Origin of the sequence: Pseudomonas sp. B13(2017), assembly GCF_002113245.1 — a bacterium.
Lineage (GTDB): Bacteria > Pseudomonadota > Gammaproteobacteria > Pseudomonadales > Pseudomonadaceae > Aquipseudomonas > Aquipseudomonas putida_Z.
The window spans coordinates 1-18,334 of record NZ_NEJX01000037.1; the positions used below are offsets into that span (position 1 = coordinate 1).

General features: G+C 63.9%; 21 protein-coding genes. 12 read left to right on the top strand and 9 right to left on the bottom strand.

From position 1 onward, the window contains the following. The first annotated feature begins 460 nt into the window (after positions 1 to 460). Together rhtA and CAG44_RS26855 are read left to right on the top strand one after the other, a co-directional pair. Complete coding sequence (gene rhtA / locus CAG44_RS26850) at positions 461 to 1,348, top strand: threonine/homoserine exporter RhtA (RefSeq protein WP_085619470.1); 888 nt, start codon at positions 461 to 463, stop codon at positions 1,346 to 1,348. Between the two features lie 190 nt (positions 1,349 to 1,538). Further along, the gene (locus CAG44_RS26855; RefSeq protein WP_025338390.1) at positions 1,539 to 1,820 is read left to right on the top strand and encodes a hypothetical protein; all 282 of its coding nucleotides are present in this window, start codon (positions 1,539 to 1,541) and stop codon (positions 1,818 to 1,820) included. 42 nt (positions 1,821 to 1,862) lie between these two features. On the opposite strand, the gene CAG44_RS26860 is transcribed toward CAG44_RS26855, so the two are convergent. Then, positions 1,863 to 3,671, bottom strand: coding sequence for an aminopeptidase P family protein (locus tag CAG44_RS26860; RefSeq protein ID WP_085693445.1), 1,809 nt, complete (start codon positions 3,669 to 3,671; stop codon positions 1,863 to 1,865). 220 nt (positions 3,672 to 3,891) lie between these two features. Here CAG44_RS26860 and CAG44_RS26865 point away from each other — a divergent pair, with 220 nt between their 5' ends. After that, a complete protein-coding gene (locus tag CAG44_RS26865) occupies positions 3,892 to 5,010 on the top strand; it encodes a DUF3182 family protein (RefSeq protein ID WP_085693447.1) in 1,119 nt (372 codons plus the stop codon). After that, positions 4,994 to 5,764 (top strand): S9 family peptidase, encoded by a 771-nt coding sequence (locus CAG44_RS26870; protein ID WP_025338387.1) that lies wholly within the window; start codon positions 4,994 to 4,996, stop codon positions 5,762 to 5,764. The genes CAG44_RS26865 and CAG44_RS26870 overlap by 17 nt, the downstream gene beginning before the upstream one ends. Here the strand turns inward: CAG44_RS26870 and CAG44_RS26875 are convergent. Next, the gene (locus CAG44_RS26875; RefSeq protein ID WP_085693449.1) at positions 5,743 to 6,123 is read right to left on the bottom strand and encodes an antibiotic biosynthesis monooxygenase; all 381 of its coding nucleotides are present in this window, start codon (positions 6,121 to 6,123) and stop codon (positions 5,743 to 5,745) included. The two genes, CAG44_RS26870 and CAG44_RS26875, sit on opposite strands and share 22 nt — an antisense overlap. Before the next feature lie 106 nt (positions 6,124 to 6,229). Continuing rightward, entirely contained in the window at positions 6,230 to 7,213 is a 984-nt protein-coding gene (locus tag CAG44_RS26880; RefSeq protein WP_085593384.1) for a GlxA family transcriptional regulator, read from the bottom strand. Positions 7,214 to 7,295: 82 nt separating this feature from the next. Between CAG44_RS26880 and CAG44_RS26885 the strand changes: the two genes are divergently transcribed. Further along, on the top strand, positions 7,296 to 7,844 hold the full coding sequence (locus CAG44_RS26885) for a cysteine hydrolase family protein (protein ID WP_085593382.1): 549 nt from the start codon (positions 7,296 to 7,298) through the stop codon (positions 7,842 to 7,844). 142 nt (positions 7,845 to 7,986) lie between these two features. Here the strand turns inward: CAG44_RS26885 and CAG44_RS26890 are convergent, their stop codons facing one another. After that, positions 7,987 to 8,550: a helix-turn-helix domain-containing protein gene (locus tag CAG44_RS26890; protein WP_085693451.1), complete on the bottom strand. Its 564-nt coding sequence runs from the start codon at positions 8,548 to 8,550 to the stop codon at positions 7,987 to 7,989. Between the two features lie 83 nt (positions 8,551 to 8,633). Between CAG44_RS26890 and CAG44_RS26895 the strand changes: the two genes are divergently transcribed. From CAG44_RS26895 to CAG44_RS26925, 7 genes are all read left to right on the top strand, one after another. After that, a complete protein-coding gene (locus tag CAG44_RS26895) occupies positions 8,634 to 9,584 on the top strand; it encodes a DMT family transporter (protein ID WP_085593378.1) in 951 nt (316 codons plus the stop codon). Between the two features lie 150 nt (positions 9,585 to 9,734). Continuing rightward, a complete protein-coding gene (locus CAG44_RS26900; RefSeq protein WP_085593376.1) occupies positions 9,735 to 12,650 on the top strand; it encodes a monovalent cation/H+ antiporter subunit A in 2,916 nt (971 codons plus the stop codon). After that, complete coding sequence (locus CAG44_RS26905; RefSeq protein ID WP_013971840.1) at positions 12,650 to 12,994, top strand: Na+/H+ antiporter subunit C; 345 nt, start codon at positions 12,650 to 12,652, stop codon at positions 12,992 to 12,994. The genes CAG44_RS26900 and CAG44_RS26905 overlap by 1 nt, the downstream gene beginning before the upstream one ends. After that, positions 12,991 to 14,670 (top strand): monovalent cation/H+ antiporter subunit D, encoded by a 1,680-nt coding sequence (locus tag CAG44_RS26910; RefSeq protein ID WP_085665521.1) that lies wholly within the window; start codon positions 12,991 to 12,993, stop codon positions 14,668 to 14,670. Before CAG44_RS26905 ends, CAG44_RS26910 begins: the two co-directional genes overlap by 4 nt. After that, on the top strand, positions 14,667 to 15,155 hold the full coding sequence (locus CAG44_RS26915) for a Na+/H+ antiporter subunit E (RefSeq protein WP_025338379.1): 489 nt from the start codon (positions 14,667 to 14,669) through the stop codon (positions 15,153 to 15,155). Before CAG44_RS26910 ends, CAG44_RS26915 begins: the two co-directional genes overlap by 4 nt. Then, positions 15,152 to 15,430 (top strand): K+/H+ antiporter subunit F, encoded by a 279-nt coding sequence (locus CAG44_RS26920; protein ID WP_003259015.1) that lies wholly within the window; start codon positions 15,152 to 15,154, stop codon positions 15,428 to 15,430. Before CAG44_RS26915 ends, CAG44_RS26920 begins: the two co-directional genes overlap by 4 nt. Next, positions 15,427 to 15,792: a Na+/H+ antiporter subunit G gene (locus tag CAG44_RS26925; RefSeq protein ID WP_025338378.1), complete on the top strand. Its 366-nt coding sequence runs from the start codon at positions 15,427 to 15,429 to the stop codon at positions 15,790 to 15,792. The genes CAG44_RS26920 and CAG44_RS26925 overlap by 4 nt, the downstream gene beginning before the upstream one ends. 12 nt (positions 15,793 to 15,804) lie before the next feature. Here CAG44_RS26925 and CAG44_RS26930 read toward each other — a convergent pair whose 3' ends face one another. From CAG44_RS26930 to CAG44_RS29000, 5 genes are all read right to left on the bottom strand, one after another. Further along, positions 15,805 to 16,017, bottom strand: coding sequence for a hypothetical protein (locus CAG44_RS26930; RefSeq protein ID WP_003259019.1), 213 nt, complete (start codon positions 16,015 to 16,017; stop codon positions 15,805 to 15,807). Then, positions 16,014 to 16,484, bottom strand: a complete 471-nt coding sequence (locus tag CAG44_RS26935) for a hypothetical protein (RefSeq protein ID WP_003259020.1) — start codon at positions 16,482 to 16,484, stop codon at positions 16,014 to 16,016. The genes CAG44_RS26930 and CAG44_RS26935 overlap by 4 nt, the downstream gene beginning before the upstream one ends. A 408-nt stretch (positions 16,485 to 16,892) precedes the next feature. After that, positions 16,893 to 17,087 (bottom strand): hypothetical protein, encoded by a 195-nt coding sequence (locus CAG44_RS26940; RefSeq protein ID WP_025338376.1) that lies wholly within the window; start codon positions 17,085 to 17,087, stop codon positions 16,893 to 16,895. 178 nt (positions 17,088 to 17,265) lie between these two features. Continuing rightward, a complete protein-coding gene (locus tag CAG44_RS26945; RefSeq protein WP_003259022.1) occupies positions 17,266 to 17,670 on the bottom strand; it encodes a TraR/DksA C4-type zinc finger protein in 405 nt (134 codons plus the stop codon). A 97-nt stretch (positions 17,671 to 17,767) separates the two neighbouring features. Further along, on the bottom strand, positions 17,768 to 18,073 hold the full coding sequence (locus CAG44_RS29000; protein WP_178076946.1) for a hypothetical protein: 306 nt from the start codon (positions 18,071 to 18,073) through the stop codon (positions 17,768 to 17,770). Positions 18,074 to 18,334: the final 261 nt, after the last annotated feature.

Below are 18,334 nucleotides of genomic sequence, written 5' to 3' on the forward strand. Positions count from 1 at the left end.
ACTCACAAGCACCCACACGAATTGCTTGATTCGATTTGTTAAAGAGCGTTTGGTTAAGAGCTTTTCGTCTCAACCGAGGCGCGCATTCTACGCTTTCCTCATTTGCTGTCAAGCGTTTATTTTGAAGTTTTTTGCGAGAAACTCGTTTAGCTTCAAACACTTGACTCAACAGGGTGACTGGTTTTGCTTCGCTACCGCGTTGGAGTGGTGCGCATTATAGGGCGGCGTTTCAGGAGGTCAACCTTTAATTTCAATAATTTAGAATCTTTTTGAAAAAGACCGCGTCAGGGCCGCCAGGTGCTCGCCGCAAGCCTTGCAGCGCCTGTGAGATCGAGCGCCGCGCGGGCGGCGCCCGATCTCACAGGCACCGAAAATACAACGCCATGCACCTTGCCCCCCATCCTCATAATTGCGCACTATATTGCTCACCCCCACCCCGCTCAAGGATCGCTGCACAGAAATGAACACCCAGCCCCGCAGCCTGGCCGCTACCCTCTTCCCGATCGGCCTGCTGCTCATCGCCATGGCATCGATACAGTCCGGTGCCTCCCTGGCCAAAAGCATGTTCCCCCTCATCGGCGCCCAAGGCACCACCACCCTGCGCCTGATCTTCGCCAGCATCATCATGCTGCTGATCCTGCGCCCGTGGCGTGTGCGCATGACCCGCAACACCCTGCGCAACGTCATCATCTACGGCATGGCGCTGGGCGGCATGAACTTCCTCTTCTATATGGCCCTGCAAACGGTACCGATCGGCATCGCCGTGGCACTGGAGTTCACCGGCCCGTTGGCCGTGGCGATCTTCTCCTCGCGCCGGCCGATCGACTTCCTGTGGATTGCGCTGGCCATCGTCGGCTTGCTGCTGTTGCTGCCGGCCGGCCATGGCGGGCAGGCCCTCGACCCGGTCGGCGCAGCCTATGCCCTGGGCGCGGGCGTGTGCTGGGCACTGTACATCCTGTTCGGGCAGCGGGCCGGGGCCGAGCATGGTATCCAGAGTGCCGCACTGGGCGTTGTGGTCGCCGCGCTGTTCGTTGCCCCCATCGGTATCGCCCACGCCGGCAGCGCATTGCTCACTCCCGCCGTGATCCCCATGGCCCTGGGCGTCGCGGTGCTGTCCACCGCCCTGCCCTACAGCCTGGAAATGGTTGCCCTCACGCGCATCCCGGCACGCACCTTCGGCACCCTCATGAGCATCGAACCAGCCTTCGGCGCCCTGTCCGGCCTGCTGTTCCTGGGCGAGGTCCTGACGATTACCCAGTGGCTGGCCATCCTGGCGATCATTACCGCGTCGGTCGGCACCACCCTGTCCATGCGCAAGGAACCCAGCCCGGCCGTCGCGGCAGACTGATATGAGAAATATTTTCATTTGAGACAGGATTAATGATTGTAGCGACCCGTCTCGCTCATTAAGCTGTCACAGAATCATCATCTTTACGCTATCTACTGGACCGAACACGGACGCTGGGGAAATTTCAGGAAGAACCGAAGCGATAACGACAGGGCCTGGCAGCTGATCCGCCCTGCATTTAAGGACAGGAATGAAACGTATTTTGCTCATCCTGGCCATCTTGGCTATTGCTGGATGTGCCGCCACGGCCAAGACTGAGGTCAAAAGGGGCAAGAAGGGCCTGCATATCAATTGCTCCGGCCTGTCTTCCTCGTGGGACAACTGCTACAGCAAGGCCGCAAGCTCCTGCAGCACGCGCGGCTACCGGGTCATTGCACGCTCGGGCGATAGCGATGAAGAACCCGGTGACTACTTGTTCGGCATCAACCCGGCGGGTTACACCAGCCGCAGCATGATCGTCATCTGCAAGTAGAAAAAAAGGGCAGCTCGCAAGCTGCCCTTTTCATTTACCACCTTACAAGGGCGCGGTACGCGCCTGCAGCCAGGCCAGCGCGTCACCCTTGAGCAACGGCGCCAGGCGCTCGCGTACCTTGGCGTGATAACCGTTCAACCAGTCCAGCTCTTCCCTGGCCAGCAGTTCGGGCACCAGGCAGCGGGTATCGATCGGGCACAGCGTCAGGGTCTCGAAGTTCAGGAAGTCGCCGAAGGCGCTCTTGCCGGCCTCGCGGTTGACCACCAGGTTCTCGATGCGCACACCCCACTGCCCTGGGCGGTACGTGCCCGGCTCGATCGAGCTGATCATGCCCACCTGCATCGCCGTCTGCGGCGTGGGCGCCGCCTGGTAGGCAATGACCTGTGGCCCCTCGTGCACATTCATGAAGTAACCCACCCCATGCCCGGTGCCGTGGCCGTAATCCACCTGGTCAGCCCAGATCGGTGCCCGGGCAATGGCATCGAGCAACGGCGACAGCACGCCACGCGGGAAGGTGGCCCGCGACAGGGCGATCATGCCTTTGAGCACGCGCGTGCAATCCTGCTTCTGTGCAAGGCTCGGGTTGCCCACCGGCACCATGCGGGTGATGTCGGTGGTACCGCCAAGGTACTGCCCGCCCGAATCGATCAGCAGCAGACCATCGCCCTCGATGACCGCATGCGACTGCTCGGTGGCACGGTAATGCGGCATCGCGCCATTGCCATTGAAGGCGGCAATGGTCGAGAAGCTCAACGACACGAAGCCTGGGCGGCGGGCACGCGCGGCACTCAACTGCTCGTCGACCGTCAGTTCGGTAACCCGCTCCCGACCGAGGTTGGCCTCGAGCCAGGCGAAGAACTCGCACAAGGCCGCGCCGTCCTGCTCCATCACCTGGCGGATGTGCACCAGATCGTCATCACCTTTGCACGACTTGCTCAGGGTGCTGGGGTTGAGCCCCTCGACCAGTTCCACCCCGGCCGGCAGGTTATCCAGCAGGCCGCAGGTTACCCGGGCCGGGTCGACCAGCAATCGGCTGCCGGCCGGCATGGCGGCAAGGGCATTGCCTGCTTCGGCGTAGTCGCGCGCCTCGATACCGTCGGCCGCCAGCACCTGGCGTAGATGTTCGTCGAGCTTGTCCTGGCCGACGAACAGGATGGCCTGCTGCTGGCTGATCAAGGCAAAGGCGACGAACACTGGGTTATAGGACACATCGCTACCGCGCAGGTTGAACAGCCAGGCAATGTCATCCAGGGTGGCGATGAAATGCCAGTCGGCCCCCTTGGCCTGCACGCTCTGGCGCAACTGCGCCAGTTTTTCCGCACGGCTTACCGTGGCGTGCGGTGGCAAATGCTGGTAGACCGGGTTGCCTGGCAGCGCCGGGCGCCCTTCCCATACCTGGCCCAGCAGGTCCTTGTCCGTCACCAGTCGCGCCCCGCGCGCCTTCAGCCGGTCGCCAAGCTGGCGCGCCGAAGCCAGGGCCATGACCGCGCCGTCTACCGCCACGCTGCCATTGGTCTCGACGTGATCGCCCAGCCATTCCAGCGCACCAGGCTTGCCCGGCAACAGCTTCATCAGCTCGATGCCGCTTCCAGCCAGCTCGTGTTCCGCCTGTTCCCAGTAGCGGCTATCGACCCACAGCCCGGCAAAGCCAGCCGTGACCACCAGCGTGCCGACCGAGCCGTGGAAACCCGACAGCCACTGGCGCCCTTGCCAGTAACCGGGCAGGTATTCGGAAAGATGGGGGTCGGCCGAGGGTACCAGCAAGGCATCGATGCCCTCTGCGGCCATGGCCTGGCGAACCTGCGCCAGGCGCTGCGGCACGCTTTGCCCAAAGGTGGTCTGAACGTTCATGCGCTCTCCTGCGGCTACATCACGGTTTATCCAGTGCGCCGATAATGGAACAGCCGCCGAAGCCCTGCAATCGTGGCGACCGACACACGGCATGCATTGCCCGTCACGCCCTGCGCATACCAGACATTTCCTACAGACGGGCCATGACCACCGATCAAGTTGCGCTGAACTTCCTCAAAGCACCGGCTTCACACTCTGTACATTCATTGCACACAGGCAAATGACCATGCCCAATGCCTGCGCCCCTAAAAGCGGCGTGGTGCTGCTCGACACCCGCGCGCACACCCCCGACCACGAGCATGCCGTGCACCTGAAGCTTGCCGATGGCCTGGCCCGCCTGCTGGGCTGCCCACACGTGCAACCCGGCCAGCCACCAAGCGCCACCGATGGCTACTACTACCTGCCCACCGAAACCCTGGTCGATCCCAAGCGTCATGCCGCCCTGGGCATCTGCAGCGAGCAGGACCTGTTCGGTGGCCTGGTCGCACACCCCTACATGGCGACCAAGGCGATCTCCCACCCGTTGCCGGCCGGGGCCAGTTTCCCGCCGGGCTGGACCGATGCCTTCGCCCGTCAAGCCAGCGACGCCCTGCTGCGCGGCTATACCGTGTTCAGCAAGGCCGATGCACGCACCGCCGCACAGCTGTTATTGGCGGACGGCCCGTTGCGAATCAAGCCGGTACTGGCCTGCGCAGGCCGTGGGCAACAGGTCATCACCGCGGTGGATGAACTGGAACCGCTGCTGGCCGGCATGGATGACCAGGACCTTGCACTATGGGGGCTGGTGCTCGAGGAAGACCTGAGCGAAGTGCAAACCTTCAGCGTCGGCCAGGTACGTGTCGCCGGCCTGACCTGCAGCTATCACGGTACCCAGCAACTGACCCGCGACCACCAGGGCACGGAAGTGTATGGCGGCTCCGACCTGGTGGTGGTGCGCGGTGACTACCAGGCACTGCTGCAACTGCCGCTGGAGGAGCCGCTGCGCCTGGCCATCAACCAGGCGATGGCCTACGAGCAGGCCGCCGAGCAGCACTTCCCCGGCTTCATCGCCTCACGGCGCAACTACGACATCGCCCGCGGCGTCAATCCCCTGGGCCACCTGCGCAGCGGCGTACTCGAACAATCCTGGCGCCTGGGCGGAGCCAGCAGTGCCGAGCTGCTGGCCTTGCAGGCGTTCGCCGACGACCCGGCATTGCAACGGGTGCGTGCCTCCACCCATGAAGTGTTCGGCACCCCCGAACTGCCCACTGACGCCACCCTCTTTTACCAAGGAAACGACAGTGAACTCGGACAACTCAGCAAATTCGCGCGGATTCGTGAACATGACCATTCAGAGTGAAACCGTTGAACTGCAGGTCGAGGATGACAGCATCGTCGGCACCCTGGTCAGCCCCGGCAGCAAGATGCCGGGCATTCTCTTCGTCCACGGCTGGGGTGGCAGCCAGCAACGCGACCTGGCCCGCGCCCGGCATATCACCGGGCTGGGCTGCGTGTGCATGACCTTCGACCTGCGCGGCCACGAAAAAACCGAAAGCCAACGGCTGACGGTCACCCGCGAACAGAACCTGACCGACCTGCTGGTGGCCTACGACCGGCTGGTAAGCCACCCGGCCGTCGACACCAGTGCCATCGCCATCATCGGCAGCAGCTACGGCGGCTACTTGGCCACCCTGCTGACCCGCGAGCGGCCGGTCAAATGGCTGGCCCTGCGGGTGCCCGCCATGTACTGGGACGACGAATGGAACCTCCCCAAGCAAACCCTCGACCGGCAACGGTTGAACGCCTACCGCCAGCGCCCGCTCGGCCCTGCGGACAACCGCGCACTGGCCGCCTGTGCCGAGTTCGGTGGCGATGTACTGCTGGTGGAGTCCGAGCAGGACGACTATGTGCCGCACAGCACCTTGATGAGCTACCGCTCGGCATTCGTCAGCGCCCATTCGCTCACCCACCGCATCGTCGACGGTGCCGACCACGCGTTGTCCAGCGAAGAGAGCCAGAAAGCCTACAGTTCGATCCTGGCGGCATGGATCAGTGAAATGGTCGTTGGCGCCCGCCTGGACCGCTACCCGCACTACGCGCCCTGGTATGCGTGAGGCTCGCCCACCTGGCAATGCAGGCCGCCATCGGCGCCGCGCACCAGGCTACGCAGGGTCTGGTAGGCAGCAAAGTTGACCCCACGCGCCTGATGCTGGCCAAGCAGTTCGAGGAAAGGTTCCCCGACGAAATAAACGGCCGCCGCTGCCCACGCCTGGCGGGACTGCCATTGCAGGTACTGCAGCACCCGGCTGCCATCGTCGCTGGCCTGGATACTGACACCCTGCAGCCCTTCGCAACGCGCGGCCAGCGCTTCGCTGCGCGCCACCAGCGCCTGGGCCAACGCCTGCTGGAACCTGCCGGGTACTTCGTATTCGATCATCTGGGTAAACCACAGGGCATGGGATGTTGCCGTCATGAACGGTCTCCTGGTGACGGACGCCTACAGCGCGATGCCGAGCAGGGTAAAACCTCAAGTTATGTCAAGGTCAAGCGGTTTTCCGCACTGGGAACGCCCCCGTGCCCTAACCCGATACCGCGAAGCGCCGCCGGTAATCACTCGGGGTCAGGCCGGTGATGCGCTGAAACACCTTGCGAAACGCTCCCGGGTCCTGGTAACCGACGCCCCAGGCGATCTGCTCGACATTGCGCCGGGTGAACTCCAGCAAGCGGCACGCCCGCCCCACCCTCACCTGCTGGCAGTACTCGGTTGGCCGTAGCCCCGTGGCAGCACGAAAACGCCGCAGGAAGGTGCGTTCCTCCAGCCCCGCGCACGCTGCCATGCTGGCCAGGTCGGCATCCTGCCCACCGTTGCCCTGCAACCAGTGCTGCACTTTCAGCACCGCCTCATCGCCATGGTCCAGGCGTGGATTGAACACTGCACCGGGCAGTGGCGCCGCGACCGGGTCGACCGCCAGGTAGCGGGCAGTTTCCCGCGCCACCGTCGCGCCCATGAAGCGCTCCAGCAAGCGCAAGCCCAGGTCGGTCCAGGCCATCAACCCGGCCGAGGTGACGATGTCGCCATCGTCCAGCAACGGTTGCTGGGCCTCGACCCGCACCTTGGGAAAACGCTGGGCAAGCGAATGCACGTAGTTCCAGTGGGTGCAGGCCGGGCGCCCGTCGAGCAGGCCACTGGCGGCGATGAAGAACACCCCGATGCACACCGACGCCAGCACCGTGCCGTGCCCGTGCAACTGGCATAACGATGCACGATGGCGCTCAAGCAACTCACCCTGAGGTGCCGACTCCAGGCTCGGCGGAATGATCAGCACCCGCAGATCGGCCGCGGCGGCAGGTGGACTCTCAGGGGCAGGCTGCAAGTGCCCCGCTTCGTCCGCCTGCCAGAAGCTGATACGCACCGATGGCAACTCGACGGCACCCAGTTCGGCAACCACCCGATTGGCCACCAGGAACAGGTCGGCCAGCCCATGCACGGCAGCACGTTGCGCACCTGGGTACAGCAGCAGGCCGATGTCCAGGCTGGCGGGGTTGTCAGTTTTTGCCTGCATAGTGTCGTTCGCGCCAATCCTCAGGTCAGTGCACACAGCCTATAACTAACGTCATCCAACGACTACTGCCACAGGAGGCAGCATGAGCAAGCAGGCGCTGATCATCATCGACATCCAGAACGACTACTTCCCGGGCGGCAAATGGACCCTCGATGGTGCCGACCAGGCGGCCGACAATGCTGCCCGCCTGTTGGCGGCGGCGCGTGAACGGGGCGACCTGGTGGTGCATGTGCGGCATGAGTTCGACAGCGCCGATGCGCCGTTCTTCGCGCCAGGCTCGCAGGGTGCGGCGATCCATGCCAAGGTCGAGCCTCAGGCCGGTGAACCGGTGGTGCTCAAGCACAAGGTCAACGCCTTCCTCGGTACCGACCTTGAGCACACGCTGGACCGGCATGGCGTCGAGGCCCTGACCATCGTCGGCAGCATGAGCCACATGTGCATCGACGCCGCCACCCGGGCCGCGGCCGACCTGGGTTACGACGTGACCGTGGCGCACGACGCCTGTGCCACGCTGCCACTGGAGTTCGATGGCAAGCGGGTGCCGGCGGCGCAGGTGCATGATTCGGTGATGGCGGCGTTGGCGTTTGCCTATGCCAAGGTGGTCAGGACCGATGAGTTGATAGGAGACTGACCACGAACCTTGGGTTGCCCATACGGGCCTCATCGCCGGCAAGCCAGCTCCCACAGGCCCACCTTCAGGCTCAGAGCCAGTGGCGAACCTGTGGGAGCTGGCTTGCCGGCGATGAGGCCTTGGAGGCAGCAACACCTCTCGATCAAATCACCACATTGCGCACAAACCGCACCGCCACCGCCCCATCGTTGCGATAGGCATACCGGCAGTTGCTGGGAAACACATGGAACTGCCCGACCTGCAGGCGATGCTCGACCCCTTCGATAATCAGCGTCAGTTGCCCTTGCGCCACATAGATCTGCTCGCTCCAGCCCTCGGCATCAGCCTCGCTGGAATAGCACTCGCCCGGTGCCAGGGTCCATTCCCACAGCTCCACCTCGCGCCGCGCCACACTGCTGCCCAGCAGCACCGCTCGGCTCTGCGGGTGCTCCCCGGCCCAGGCCAACTCTTCGATGCGCCCGGGATCACGCTGGTCAGGTGCCTGGATCAGGGTACTGAAAGCCACGCCCAAGGCTTCGGCAATCAGGTCGAGGGTAGTCAGGCTGACATTCTTTTCGCCCGCCTCGATCGCCACCAGCATGCGCCGGCTGACACCGGAGCGCTCCGCCAGCGCCGTCTGGCTCATGCCCGTGGCATTGCGCAGGCTGCGTACATTGAGGCTGACATGTTGCAGCACCGATGCCCGGTGCGAGGAATCTCTGTGCACTATATTGCTCACTGGTCGGTATTGCGCAGTATACTGCCCACTTTGCGGCGATTGTGCGCCGCCCCCTCCGAGTGCGCAAGACCATGAGCCAGCCCAGCAGCAAACCGACCCCTGCCATTGCCTTTCGCCTGAGCAAGGCCGAACTGGTGCTGGTGTTCATCACCATGCTGTGGGGCGGCACCTTCCTGCTGGTGCACAACGTGATGACCGTCAGCGGCCCGATGTTCTTCGTCGGCCTGCGCTTCGCTGCAGCCGCGCTGTTCGTCGGGGTGGTCTCGGCGCGGGCGCTGCCGGGGCTGACCTTCACCGAACTGAAGGCCGGCATGCTGATCGGGGTGTCGATCATGCTCGGCTACGGCCTGCAGACCATGGGCCTGCAAACCATCAGCAGCAGCCAGTCGGCGTTCATCACCGCGCTGTACGTGCCGTTCGTGCCGCTGCTGCAATGGCTGGTGCTGGGCCGGCGCCCCGGCCTGATGCCCAGCATCGGTATTGCCCTGGCGTTCATCGGCCTTATGCTGCTGGCCGGCCCTGAGGGTGGCAGCCTGCACTTCAGCGAAGGCGAGCTGGTAACCCTGGTCAGCGCCGTGGCCATTGCCGGCGAAATCATCCTGATCAGCCGCTACGCGGGCCAGGTCGATGTGCGCCGGGTCACCGTTGTGCAGCTGGCGACCGCCTCGCTGCTGGCGTTCCTGATGATCGTGCCGACCCAGGAGCGCATACCCGACTTTTCCTGGCTGCTGCTGGCCAGTGCCGTGGGGTTGGGCGCCATGAGCGCGGTGATCCAGGTGGCAATGAACTGGGCGCAGAAGTCGGTCTCGCCCACCCGCGCCACCCTCATCTATGCCGGCGAACCGGTATGGGCCGGGATCGTCGGGCGCATCGCCGGTGAGCGCCTGCCGGGCGTGGCATTGCTCGGCGGCCTGCTGATCGTGATCGCGGTGGTGGTCAGCGAACTCAAGGTGCGCCGCCCGCGCGAGGTGGCCGAAGCACGGGACGTGCAGGATGAAGGCGAACGCCAGGCTGGCCTGTAAAGCCGCCAACTGCGGCTATGCTTTGTAAGAATCTGTTATAAAAAAACAGCTTGTCACAGCCTGTTTGTAGGATTCTGCGACAGCTTGCGTGTTGGTGATCAACCCCTCGGCACGTATGATTCTTTGCAAACTTCTCCAGAATAGAACGCTATGTCATTGATAGTGCTATTGCTTCTGCCGTTCGTGGGCAGTTGCCTGGCAGCCGTGCTGCCGCACAACGCACGTAACGCGGAGTCCATTCTCGCCGGGCTCGTGGCCCTGGTCGGCACTGTCCAGGTAGCACTGCTGTACCCTCAGGTTGCCCACGGTGGCGTGATTCGCGAAGAATTCCTCTGGCTGCCCAGCCTGGGGTTGAACCTGGTGCTGCGCATGGACGGCTTCGCCTGGCTGTTCTCGCTGCTGGTGCTGGGCATCGGTACGCTGGTGTCGCTGTATGCCCGCTACTACATGTCGCCACAGGACCCGGTGCCGCGCTTCTTCGCCTTCTTCCTCGCGTTCATGGGCGCCATGCTCGGCCTGGTGATCTCCGGCAACCTGATCCAGCTGGTGTTCTTCTGGGAACTCACCAGCCTGTTCTCGTTCCTGCTGATCGGTTACTGGCACCACCGTGCCGACGCCCGCCGCGGCGCCTACATGGCGCTGATGGTCACGGGCGCGGGCGGCTTGTGCCTGCTGGTGGGTGCCCTGCTGCTCGGCCATGTGGTCGGCAGCTACGACCTGGACAAGGTCCTGGCTGCCGGCAACACCATCCGCCAGCATGCGCTGTACCCGGTGCTGCTGCCACTGATCCTCATCGGCGCCCTGAGCAAGAGCGCACAATTCCCCTTCCAGTTCTGGCTGCCCCATGCCATGGCAGCGCCCACCCCGGTATCGGCTTATCTGCACTCGGCGACCATGGTCAAGGCCGGGGTGTTCCTGCTGGCGCGCCTGTGGCCGGTGCTGTCGGGCAGCGAGGAGTGGTTCTGGATCGTCGGCGGTGCCGGCGCCCTCACCCTGCTGCTCGGCGCCTTCGCCGCCATGTTCCAGAACGACCTCAAGGGCCTGCTGGCGTACTCGACCATCAGCCACCTGGGCCTGATTACCCTGCTGCTGGGCCTGAACAGCCCGCTGGCCGCGGTCGCGGCGGTGTTCCACATTCTCAACCACGCCACCTTCAAGGCCTCGTTGTTCATGGCCGCCGGCATCATCGACCACGAAAGCGGTACCCGTGACATCCGCCGCCTCAGCGGGCTGATACGCCTGGTACCATATACCGCCACCCTGGCCATGGTCGCCAGCGCCTCGATGGCCGGCGTGCCGTTGATGAACGGTTTCCTGTCCAAGGAAATGTTCTTCGCCGAAACGGTGTTCATCAGTTCCACTGCCTGGGTCGAGGCCACGCTGCCGGTGATCGCCACCCTGGCCGGCACCTTCAGCGTGGCCTATGCCCTGCGTTTCACCGTCGATGTGTTCTTCGGCCCCACGGCGCAGGACCTCCCGCACACCCCGCACGAACCGCCACGCTGGATGCGGGCGCCGGTCGAACTGCTGGTGCTTACCTGCCTGGTGGTGGGCATCTTCCCTGCCCAGTCGGTCGGCCCGCTGCTGGCCGCCGCCGCCCTGCCGGTGGTGGGCGGCACCCTGCCGGAATACAGCCTGGCCATCTGGCATGGCTGGAACGCGCCGCTGATCATGAGCCTGGTGGCCATGAGCGGCGGTATCGTGCTGTACCTGCTGCTGCGCAAGCAGCTGCGCCTGGGCCGCTTCCCCTACCCGCCGGTGATCGAGCGTTTCAACGGCAAGCGCCTGTTCGAACACGGCCAGGTGCAACTGATGCTGCTGGCGCGGCGCATCGAGCGCCTGCTCACCAGCCGCCGCCTGCAGTCGCAGCTGTTCATGCTGGTGCTCGCCGCCTTCCTCGCCGGCCTCACCCCCATGCTCTACAGTGGTCTCAGCTGGGGCGACCGGCCGAAGATTCCGGGCTCGGGCGTGTTCGTCGCGCTGTGGCTGATAGCCATTGCCTGCGCCATCGGCGCCGCCTACCAGGCCAAGTATCACCGTTTGGCGGCGTTGATCATGGTCAGCGTCTGCGGCCTGATGACCTGCATCACCTTCGTCTGGTTCTCCGCGCCCGACCTGGCCCTGACCCAGCTGGTAGTGGAAGTGGTCACCACCGTACTGATCCTGCTCGGCCTGCGCTGGCTGCCGCGGCGGATCGAAGGCGTATCGCCGCTGCCGGGCAGCCTGGAGCGTGCGCGCATGCGTCGCCTGCGCGACCTGCTGCTGGCGGTACTGGTAGGTGGCGGCATGGCCGTGCTGTCCTACGCCATGCTCACCCGGCCGACGCCGAACGACATTTCCTCGTTCTACCTGAGCCGGGCCCTGCCCCAGGGCGGTGGCACCAACGTGGTCAATGTCATGCTGGTCGACTTCCGTGGTTTCGATACCCTCGGTGAAATCACCGTGCTGGTGGCCGTGGCGCTGACCGTATTCGCCCTGCTGCGGCGCTTCCGCCCGCCGAAGGAAAGCATGCAACTGCCAGCGCAGCAGCGTCAACTGGCACCTGACGTGGTCACCGACCTGATCAACCCACGGCATGCCACCGACACCGCTCTGGGCTTCATGATGGTGCCCGCGGTGCTGGTGCGCCTGCTGCTGCCGATCGCCCTGCTGGTGTCGATGTACCTGTTCATGCGTGGCCACAACCAGCCCGGTGGCGGCTTTGTCGCCGGCCTGGTGATGTCGGTGGCGTTCATCCTGCAGTACATGGTGGCCGGCACCCAGTGGGTCGAGGCGCAGATGAGCCTGCGCCCGCTGCGCTGGATGGGCACCGGGCTGCTGTGCGCAACCCTGACCGGCGCGGGCGCCATGCTGCTGGGCTACCCATTCCTCACCACCCATACCGCCCACCTGCACCTGCCGTTGCTCGGCGATGTGCACGTGGCCAGCGCGCTGTTCTTCGATGTCGGCGTGTTCACCGTGGTGGTCGGCTCGACCCTGCTGATCCTCACTGCCCTGGCGCACCAGTCGGTGCGCGCCTACCGCCCGGGCAACCCGGCGAAAACCAGCCAAGCAGGAGCCGCCTGATGGAAGAAGTGATTGCAGTAGCTATCGGCGTGCTGGCCGCCTCGGGGGTGTGGCTGATCCTGCGCCCGCGAACCTACCAGGTGATCATGGGCCTGTGCCTGCTGTCGTACGGGGTCAACCTGTTCATCTTCAGCATGGGCAGCCTGTTCATCGGCAAGGAACCGATCATCAAGGACGGCGTGCCCCAGGACCTGTTGCACTACACCGACCCCCTGCCACAGGCCCTGGTGCTCACCGCCATCGTCATCAGCTTCGCCATGACCGCGCTGTTCCTTGTGGTGTTGCTGGCCTCGCGCGGCCTGACCGGTACCGACCACGTGGATGGCCGGGAGCGTGACGAATGAGTGGCATGAGCCAATTGATCATCGCGCCCATCCTGCTGCCCCTGGTGACCGCGGCAGTGATGTTGCTGCTGGGCGAGAAACACCGGCAGATAAAAGCCCGGCTGAACCTGCTGTCGACCTTCGCCGGCCTGGCCATCGCGGTCAGCCTGCTACTGTGGGTGCGCACCCAGGGCCAGGCGGAATCGATCGGTGTCTACCTGCCGGGCAACTGGCCGGCGCCGTTCGGCATCGTGCTGGTAGTCGACCACCTGTCGGCCCTGCTGCTGACCCTCACCGGCATCATCGGCTTCAGTGCCCTGCTGTTTGCCCGCGCCCGCTGGGACGGTGCCGGGGCCAGCTTCCACGCACTGTTCCAGATCCAGCTGATGGGCCTGTACGGCGCCTTCCTCACCGCCGACCTGTTCAACCTGTTCGTGTTCTTCGAGGTGCTGCTGGCCGCTTCCTATGGCCTGCTGCTGCATGGCTCGGGCCGCGCCCGAGTGCGTGCCGGCCTGCATTACATTGCCATCAACCTGTTTGCCTCGTCGCTGTTCCTGATCGGCGCGGCGATGCTGTATGGCGTGACCGGCACCCTGAACATGGCCGACCTGGCCCTGAAGATTCCGCTGGTGCCGGAGGCCGACCGCGGCCTGCTGCACGCCGGCGCGGCGATCCTGGCCATGGCCTTCCTGGTCAAGGCCGGCATCTGGCCGCTGAACTTCTGGCTGGTGCCGGCCTATGCCTCGGCCAGCGCGCCGGTGGCTGCGCTGTTCGCCATCATGACCAAGGTCGGCCTGTATGCCGTGCTGCGCCTGTGGACACTGCTGTTCTCCGGGCAGGCCGGGGCCTCGGCGCACTTCGGTGGTGAATGGCTGGTGTACGGTGGCCTGGTCACCCTGGCGGTGGCGGCGGTGTCGATCCTGGCCGCGCAGCGCCTGGAGCGCATGGCCGCCCTCAGCATCCTGGTTTCGGCCGGCACCCTGCTCGGCGCCGTCGGTTTTGCGCAAGCGGCGCTGACCGGCGCGGCATTGTTCTATCTGGTCAACTCGACCCTGGCGCTGTGCGCGTTGTTCCTGCTCGCCGAACTGGTCGAACGTTCGCGCTCGGCCAACGAAGCACCGCTGGACGACGAAGAAGACGCCATGCCGCCACCGCTGGAATCACTGCACCCGCCCAAGGGCATCAACCTCGACGATGAGCAGAAGGTGGTGATCGGCCAGATCATCCCGTGGACCATGGCCTTCCTCGGCCTCAGCTTCATCGCCTGCGCCCTGCTGATCATCGGCATGCCGCCGCTGTCGGGCTTTGTCGGCAAGCTCAACCTGATCAGCGCGCTGTTCAACCCGCAGGGGCTGGGCGTACCTGCCGAGCAGCCGCTGGGCACGGCGGGCTGGGGCCTGGTGGCGTTGCTGATCCTGTCTGGCATGGCCTCGCTGATCGCCTTCGGCCGCGTCGGCATCCAGCGTTTCTGGAAGCCTGAGGAACGCCCGTCGCCGGTGCTGCGCCGCTATGAATGCCTGCCCATCGTCATCCTGCTCGGCCTGTGCATCATCCTCAGCTTCAAGGCCGAACCGCTGCTGCGCTACACCCAGGACACCGCCGCCAGCCTGCAGGCCCCCGACGCCTATATCGAAGCCGTGATGGCCGCCCGGCCGATTCCTGGCCCCACCTCGCTCGACGTACAGGTGCAGCCATGAATCGACTGTTCCCCGCACCGCTGTTATCGGTTTCGCTGTTCGGCCTGTGGCTGTTGCTGAACCTGTCGGTCAGCCCCGGCAACCTGCTGCTGGCTGCCGCGCTCGGCGTGCTGGCGCCGCTGCTGATGGCACCGCTGCGCCCGCAGCATGCCCATGTGCGACGGCCGCTGGCCATCGCCCGGCTGATTGGTCGGGTCGGCATCGATGTGATCATGTCCAACCTGCTGGTTGCCCGTGGCGTGTTGCGCGCCGGCAAGCAGCCGCCGCGCTCGGCGTTCGTGCACATCCCGCTGGCCCTGCGCGACCCGCATGGCCTGGCGGCGCTGTCGATGATTACCACGGTAGTGCCCGGCACGGTCTGGTCCGAGCTGGCGCTGGACCGCAGCGTGTTGCTGCTGCATGTGTTCGACCTGGACGATGAGGCGGCCTTCATCCAGCACTTCAAGGACACCTACGAACGCCCGCTGATGGAGATTTTCCAATGACAGGCCTGCTCGCCAACGCTGTCCTCGCCAGCCTGTTCATCTTCGCCCTGGCCATGGCCCTGGCGCTTATCCGGCTGTTCCGCGGCCCGTCCGCCCAGGACCGGGTGCTGGCGCTGGACTACCTGTACATCCTGGCCATGCTGACCATGCTGGTACTGGGAATCCGTTATGCCAGTGACACCTACTTCGAAGGTGCCCTGCTGATTGCGCTGTTCGGTTTCGTTGGCTCGTTTGCCCTGGCCAAGTTCCTGCTGCGCGGTGAGGTGATCGAATGACTGAAACCCTGCAACTCCCCTTCTGGCTGGAGCTGGTCACTGCCGCGCTGCTGCTGACCGGCAGCCTGTTCGCCCTGATCGGTGCCGTGGGCCTGTTGCGGCTGAAGGACTACTTCCAGCGCATGCACCCGCCGGCACTGGCCTCGACCATTGGTGCCTGGTGCGTGGCACTGGCCTCGATCATCTACTTTTCCTGGCTCAAGGACGCCCCGGTGCTGCACGCCTGGCTGATTCCGATCCTGCTGTCGATCACCGTACCGGTGACCACACTGTTGCTGGCCCGGGCAGCGCTGTTCCGCAAGCGCATGGCGAAAGAGCCGGTACCTGAAGAAGTCAGCAGCGGCCGCGATCGCGGTAACTGAAAGGTTGCCGCCTCACCCTTGGGCCAGGCGCTGCAACTCGCGCCGGACCATGGCCGCATAAGGCGGCGGGCCGAGGCGATACAATTCCCCTGCCACCCAGTTCAACCAGGCGCCCTGCAACTCTTCGCGCCTGGCCAGCAAACGCTCGGCCTCGGCCACGGCATCCGCCTGGTGCTGGCGATGGAACTCGGCACGCGTGGCGGGCGCGTCGTCACTGTGGGTCATTCACTGGCCTTGAAGGTGGTCAGCTCACCTTTGCGCCATTTGGCAACCTTGCCGGTCACCGCCTTGAGCAACTTGCCCAGGCCTTCCTGTACTTGTTGCTGAGCGGCGAACACCAGCATCACACCGTGGCCTTCACGGAACACGATGCCCTCGCCTTCGGGCACCGAGACGAAGGCATAGTCGCCCACGCCATACACGTTCAGCTTGATTTCGCGAAAGCGCATTTCCAGTTTGCCGCCTTCGCGACTGGGCAGTACGGCGGCGCGAAAGTGGTCGCCCACCTTCAGTTCCAACCGCTGCTTGTCATCGACGACCAATGCGCTTTCGGTGTCGATTTCGGCCATGTACAGGCCTTCGGGACTCTGTTCGGTGACATAGACAAAGCGGCCCTGGAACAGCTGGGCCAATTTACCGCGCAAGTCGCCCAGGGCGAACAACGCATGGGTATCAAGAGTGCTGACTGCCAATGAAGTAATCCTCAACCGGTTACAACCCGCCCTCACCCAAGCTCGGTGAGGCACGGCCATTTCTTATCGATAGGCGAAAAGAGTAATGAAGCGATATGCGAAATGTCTGTGCACGCTGGCGATGCAGCGTGCAGGAATCTTTACTCTGGCTTGCCAGATCTGGCCTCAAATACAGGCTTTCGGCATATTCCCGATTCGGGAAGCGTAATGTCTGACAGCAAAACCGCCAGAAAAGATGCGACAGGCAATGCCAGAGCGCACGTGAGAACGGGCCCTGCAATCCATCAGCGCATTACTGGGGGAAGAATATGCACGAAAACACCGAAATTCGTCGAGAGGCAAAGTACATTTCTTACAGGGGAACGCCCTGAACAACACCCGTTCGCTCGTCGGCAGCACTCACTACACTCAGGCCGCCAGGCCCTTCTTCAACTGCTGTTGCCAGGCCGCCTGGCACTCCAGCGCTTCTTCTCGCGTGGCGAATGCGGTACCACGGCGTTCGCCATTGACCAGCACCACCCAGCAGATGCGTTTACCCAGCGCACGCAGTGTGGCGGGCACCCCCGAACCAATCATCACGGCTACATCGACCCGGCTATTCATCATTCCCTCCGGAATTTAATTAGCACCCTAACGATAAAGCCATGATACGCCTGCGTACGGCGCGGAAACAGCGCATCCCGGTACAGCAGTATTACGTACGGGGCAACAAAACCGCCGCCGGAAAGAAACGCAAAAAGCCCCAGGGATCGCTCCGTGGGGCTTGGCACACCGCGCGGGGTTACACCTGGCGCTGGTGGCGGTCGAGCTGCTCGTGGCGCTCCTGGGCTTCGATGCAGTACTTGGTGGTCGGGCTGATCAGCAGACGCTTCAGGCCGATTGGTTCACCGCTGTCATCGCACCAGCCGAAGCTTTCGTCGGCAATACGGTCCAGGGCCATTTCCAGCTGCGGCAGCAGGCGCTGGTCGCGGTCGATGGCGTTCACCAGCCAGCTACGCTCTTCTTCGACCGAAGCCACGTCGGCAGGATCCGACGGGGTGTCCAGGCCTTCGATGGTGGCACGGCTCAGCTCGATGCGTTCATGGGTTTCGACTTTCATCGCCTGCAGCAGGCCAGCGAAGAAAGCCAGCTGGTCAGCGTTCATGTAGTCATCGGCCGACATGGCCAGCAACTGTTCCTTGGTCATCGATTTCTCTATGAAAAAATGTGCATTTGGGCGATTCAGGTGCCGCCGACGCCTTGGCATCGGCAGCGGAATTCTTCAAGCGCCAACCGGCACTCTTTTACAGGGGGCGGCAGTCTAAGGCGCCGCGTCGCGTGGAGCAACTGCAATTGGGTGCGAATTTGCTTCCGTTGCCCACATTCCGCCAGTCGGCGCCCTCTGCTCTGGCTCTGGCTCTGCTCTTGCTCTTGCTCTTGCTCTTGCTCTTGCTCTTGCTCTTGCTCTTGCTCTTGCTCTTGCTCTTGCTCTTGCTCTTGCTCTTGATCTTGATCTTGATCTTGATCTTGATCTTGATCTTGATCTTGATCTTGATCTTCGCGACTTCAGGAGGCCGAGCAGAGGTCTTGCGGAGGGAGGTGACGGGCATGGATGCCCGTCAAGCGCTGAGGCCCCATGGATGGGGCCTGCAGCGCGTACTCCCGGGAGCAAGACCGGCGCGAGGGAACCCCGTAGCGTAGCGGAGGGGCCGGATGATGGGAGCGCAGCGTTTTTTGGTTACTTTTTGCCGCGTTTGGCAAAAAGTGACTCGCCGTAAGGGCGAAAAGGTGAGTATGCGTCACCATCGTAAATGGACTATGCGCGAGATCAAGACCAGTACTTTTCCGCTCTTCGCTCTTCGCTCTTCGCT

Excerpts from the sequence above, each read along its gene's own strand:
- CAG44_RS26920 (WP_003259015.1), top strand. The coding sequence starts at position 15,152 with ATGACAGGCCTGCTCGCCAACGCTGTCCTCGCCAGCCTGTTCATCTTC.
- CAG44_RS26930 (WP_003259019.1), bottom strand. The coding sequence starts at position 16,017 with ATGACCCACAGTGACGACGCGCCCGCCACGCGTGCCGAGTTCCATCGC.
- CAG44_RS26945 (WP_003259022.1), bottom strand. The coding sequence starts at position 17,670 with ATGACCAAGGAACAGTTGCTGGCCATGTCGGCCGATGACTACATGAAC.
- CAG44_RS26855 (WP_025338390.1), top strand. The coding sequence starts at position 1,539 with ATGAAACGTATTTTGCTCATCCTGGCCATCTTGGCTATTGCTGGATGT.
- CAG44_RS26900 (WP_085593376.1), top strand. The coding sequence starts at position 9,735 with ATGTCATTGATAGTGCTATTGCTTCTGCCGTTCGTGGGCAGTTGCCTG.
- CAG44_RS26915 (WP_025338379.1), top strand. The coding sequence starts at position 14,667 with ATGAATCGACTGTTCCCCGCACCGCTGTTATCGGTTTCGCTGTTCGGC.
- CAG44_RS26865 (WP_085693447.1), top strand. The coding sequence starts at position 3,892 with ATGACCATGCCCAATGCCTGCGCCCCTAAAAGCGGCGTGGTGCTGCTC.
- CAG44_RS26925 (WP_025338378.1), top strand. The coding sequence starts at position 15,427 with ATGACTGAAACCCTGCAACTCCCCTTCTGGCTGGAGCTGGTCACTGCC.
- CAG44_RS26910 (WP_085665521.1), top strand. The coding sequence starts at position 12,991 with ATGAGTGGCATGAGCCAATTGATCATCGCGCCCATCCTGCTGCCCCTG.
- CAG44_RS26860 (WP_085693445.1), bottom strand. The coding sequence starts at position 3,671 with ATGAACGTTCAGACCACCTTTGGGCAAAGCGTGCCGCAGCGCCTGGCG.
- CAG44_RS26905 (WP_013971840.1), top strand. The coding sequence starts at position 12,650 with ATGGAAGAAGTGATTGCAGTAGCTATCGGCGTGCTGGCCGCCTCGGGG.
- CAG44_RS26870 (WP_025338387.1), top strand. The coding sequence starts at position 4,994 with ATGACCATTCAGAGTGAAACCGTTGAACTGCAGGTCGAGGATGACAGC.
- CAG44_RS26875 (WP_085693449.1), bottom strand. The coding sequence starts at position 6,123 with ATGACGGCAACATCCCATGCCCTGTGGTTTACCCAGATGATCGAATAC.
- CAG44_RS26895 (WP_085593378.1), top strand. The coding sequence starts at position 8,634 with ATGAGCCAGCCCAGCAGCAAACCGACCCCTGCCATTGCCTTTCGCCTG.
- CAG44_RS26880 (WP_085593384.1), bottom strand. The coding sequence starts at position 7,213 with ATGCAGGCAAAAACTGACAACCCCGCCAGCCTGGACATCGGCCTGCTG.
- CAG44_RS26885 (WP_085593382.1), top strand. The coding sequence starts at position 7,296 with ATGAGCAAGCAGGCGCTGATCATCATCGACATCCAGAACGACTACTTC.
- rhtA (WP_085619470.1), top strand. The coding sequence starts at position 461 with ATGAACACCCAGCCCCGCAGCCTGGCCGCTACCCTCTTCCCGATCGGC.
- CAG44_RS26940 (WP_025338376.1), bottom strand. The coding sequence starts at position 17,087 with ATGAATAGCCGGGTCGATGTAGCCGTGATGATTGGTTCGGGGGTGCCC.
- CAG44_RS29000 (WP_178076946.1), bottom strand. The coding sequence starts at position 18,073 with ATGCCCGTCACCTCCCTCCGCAAGACCTCTGCTCGGCCTCCTGAAGTC.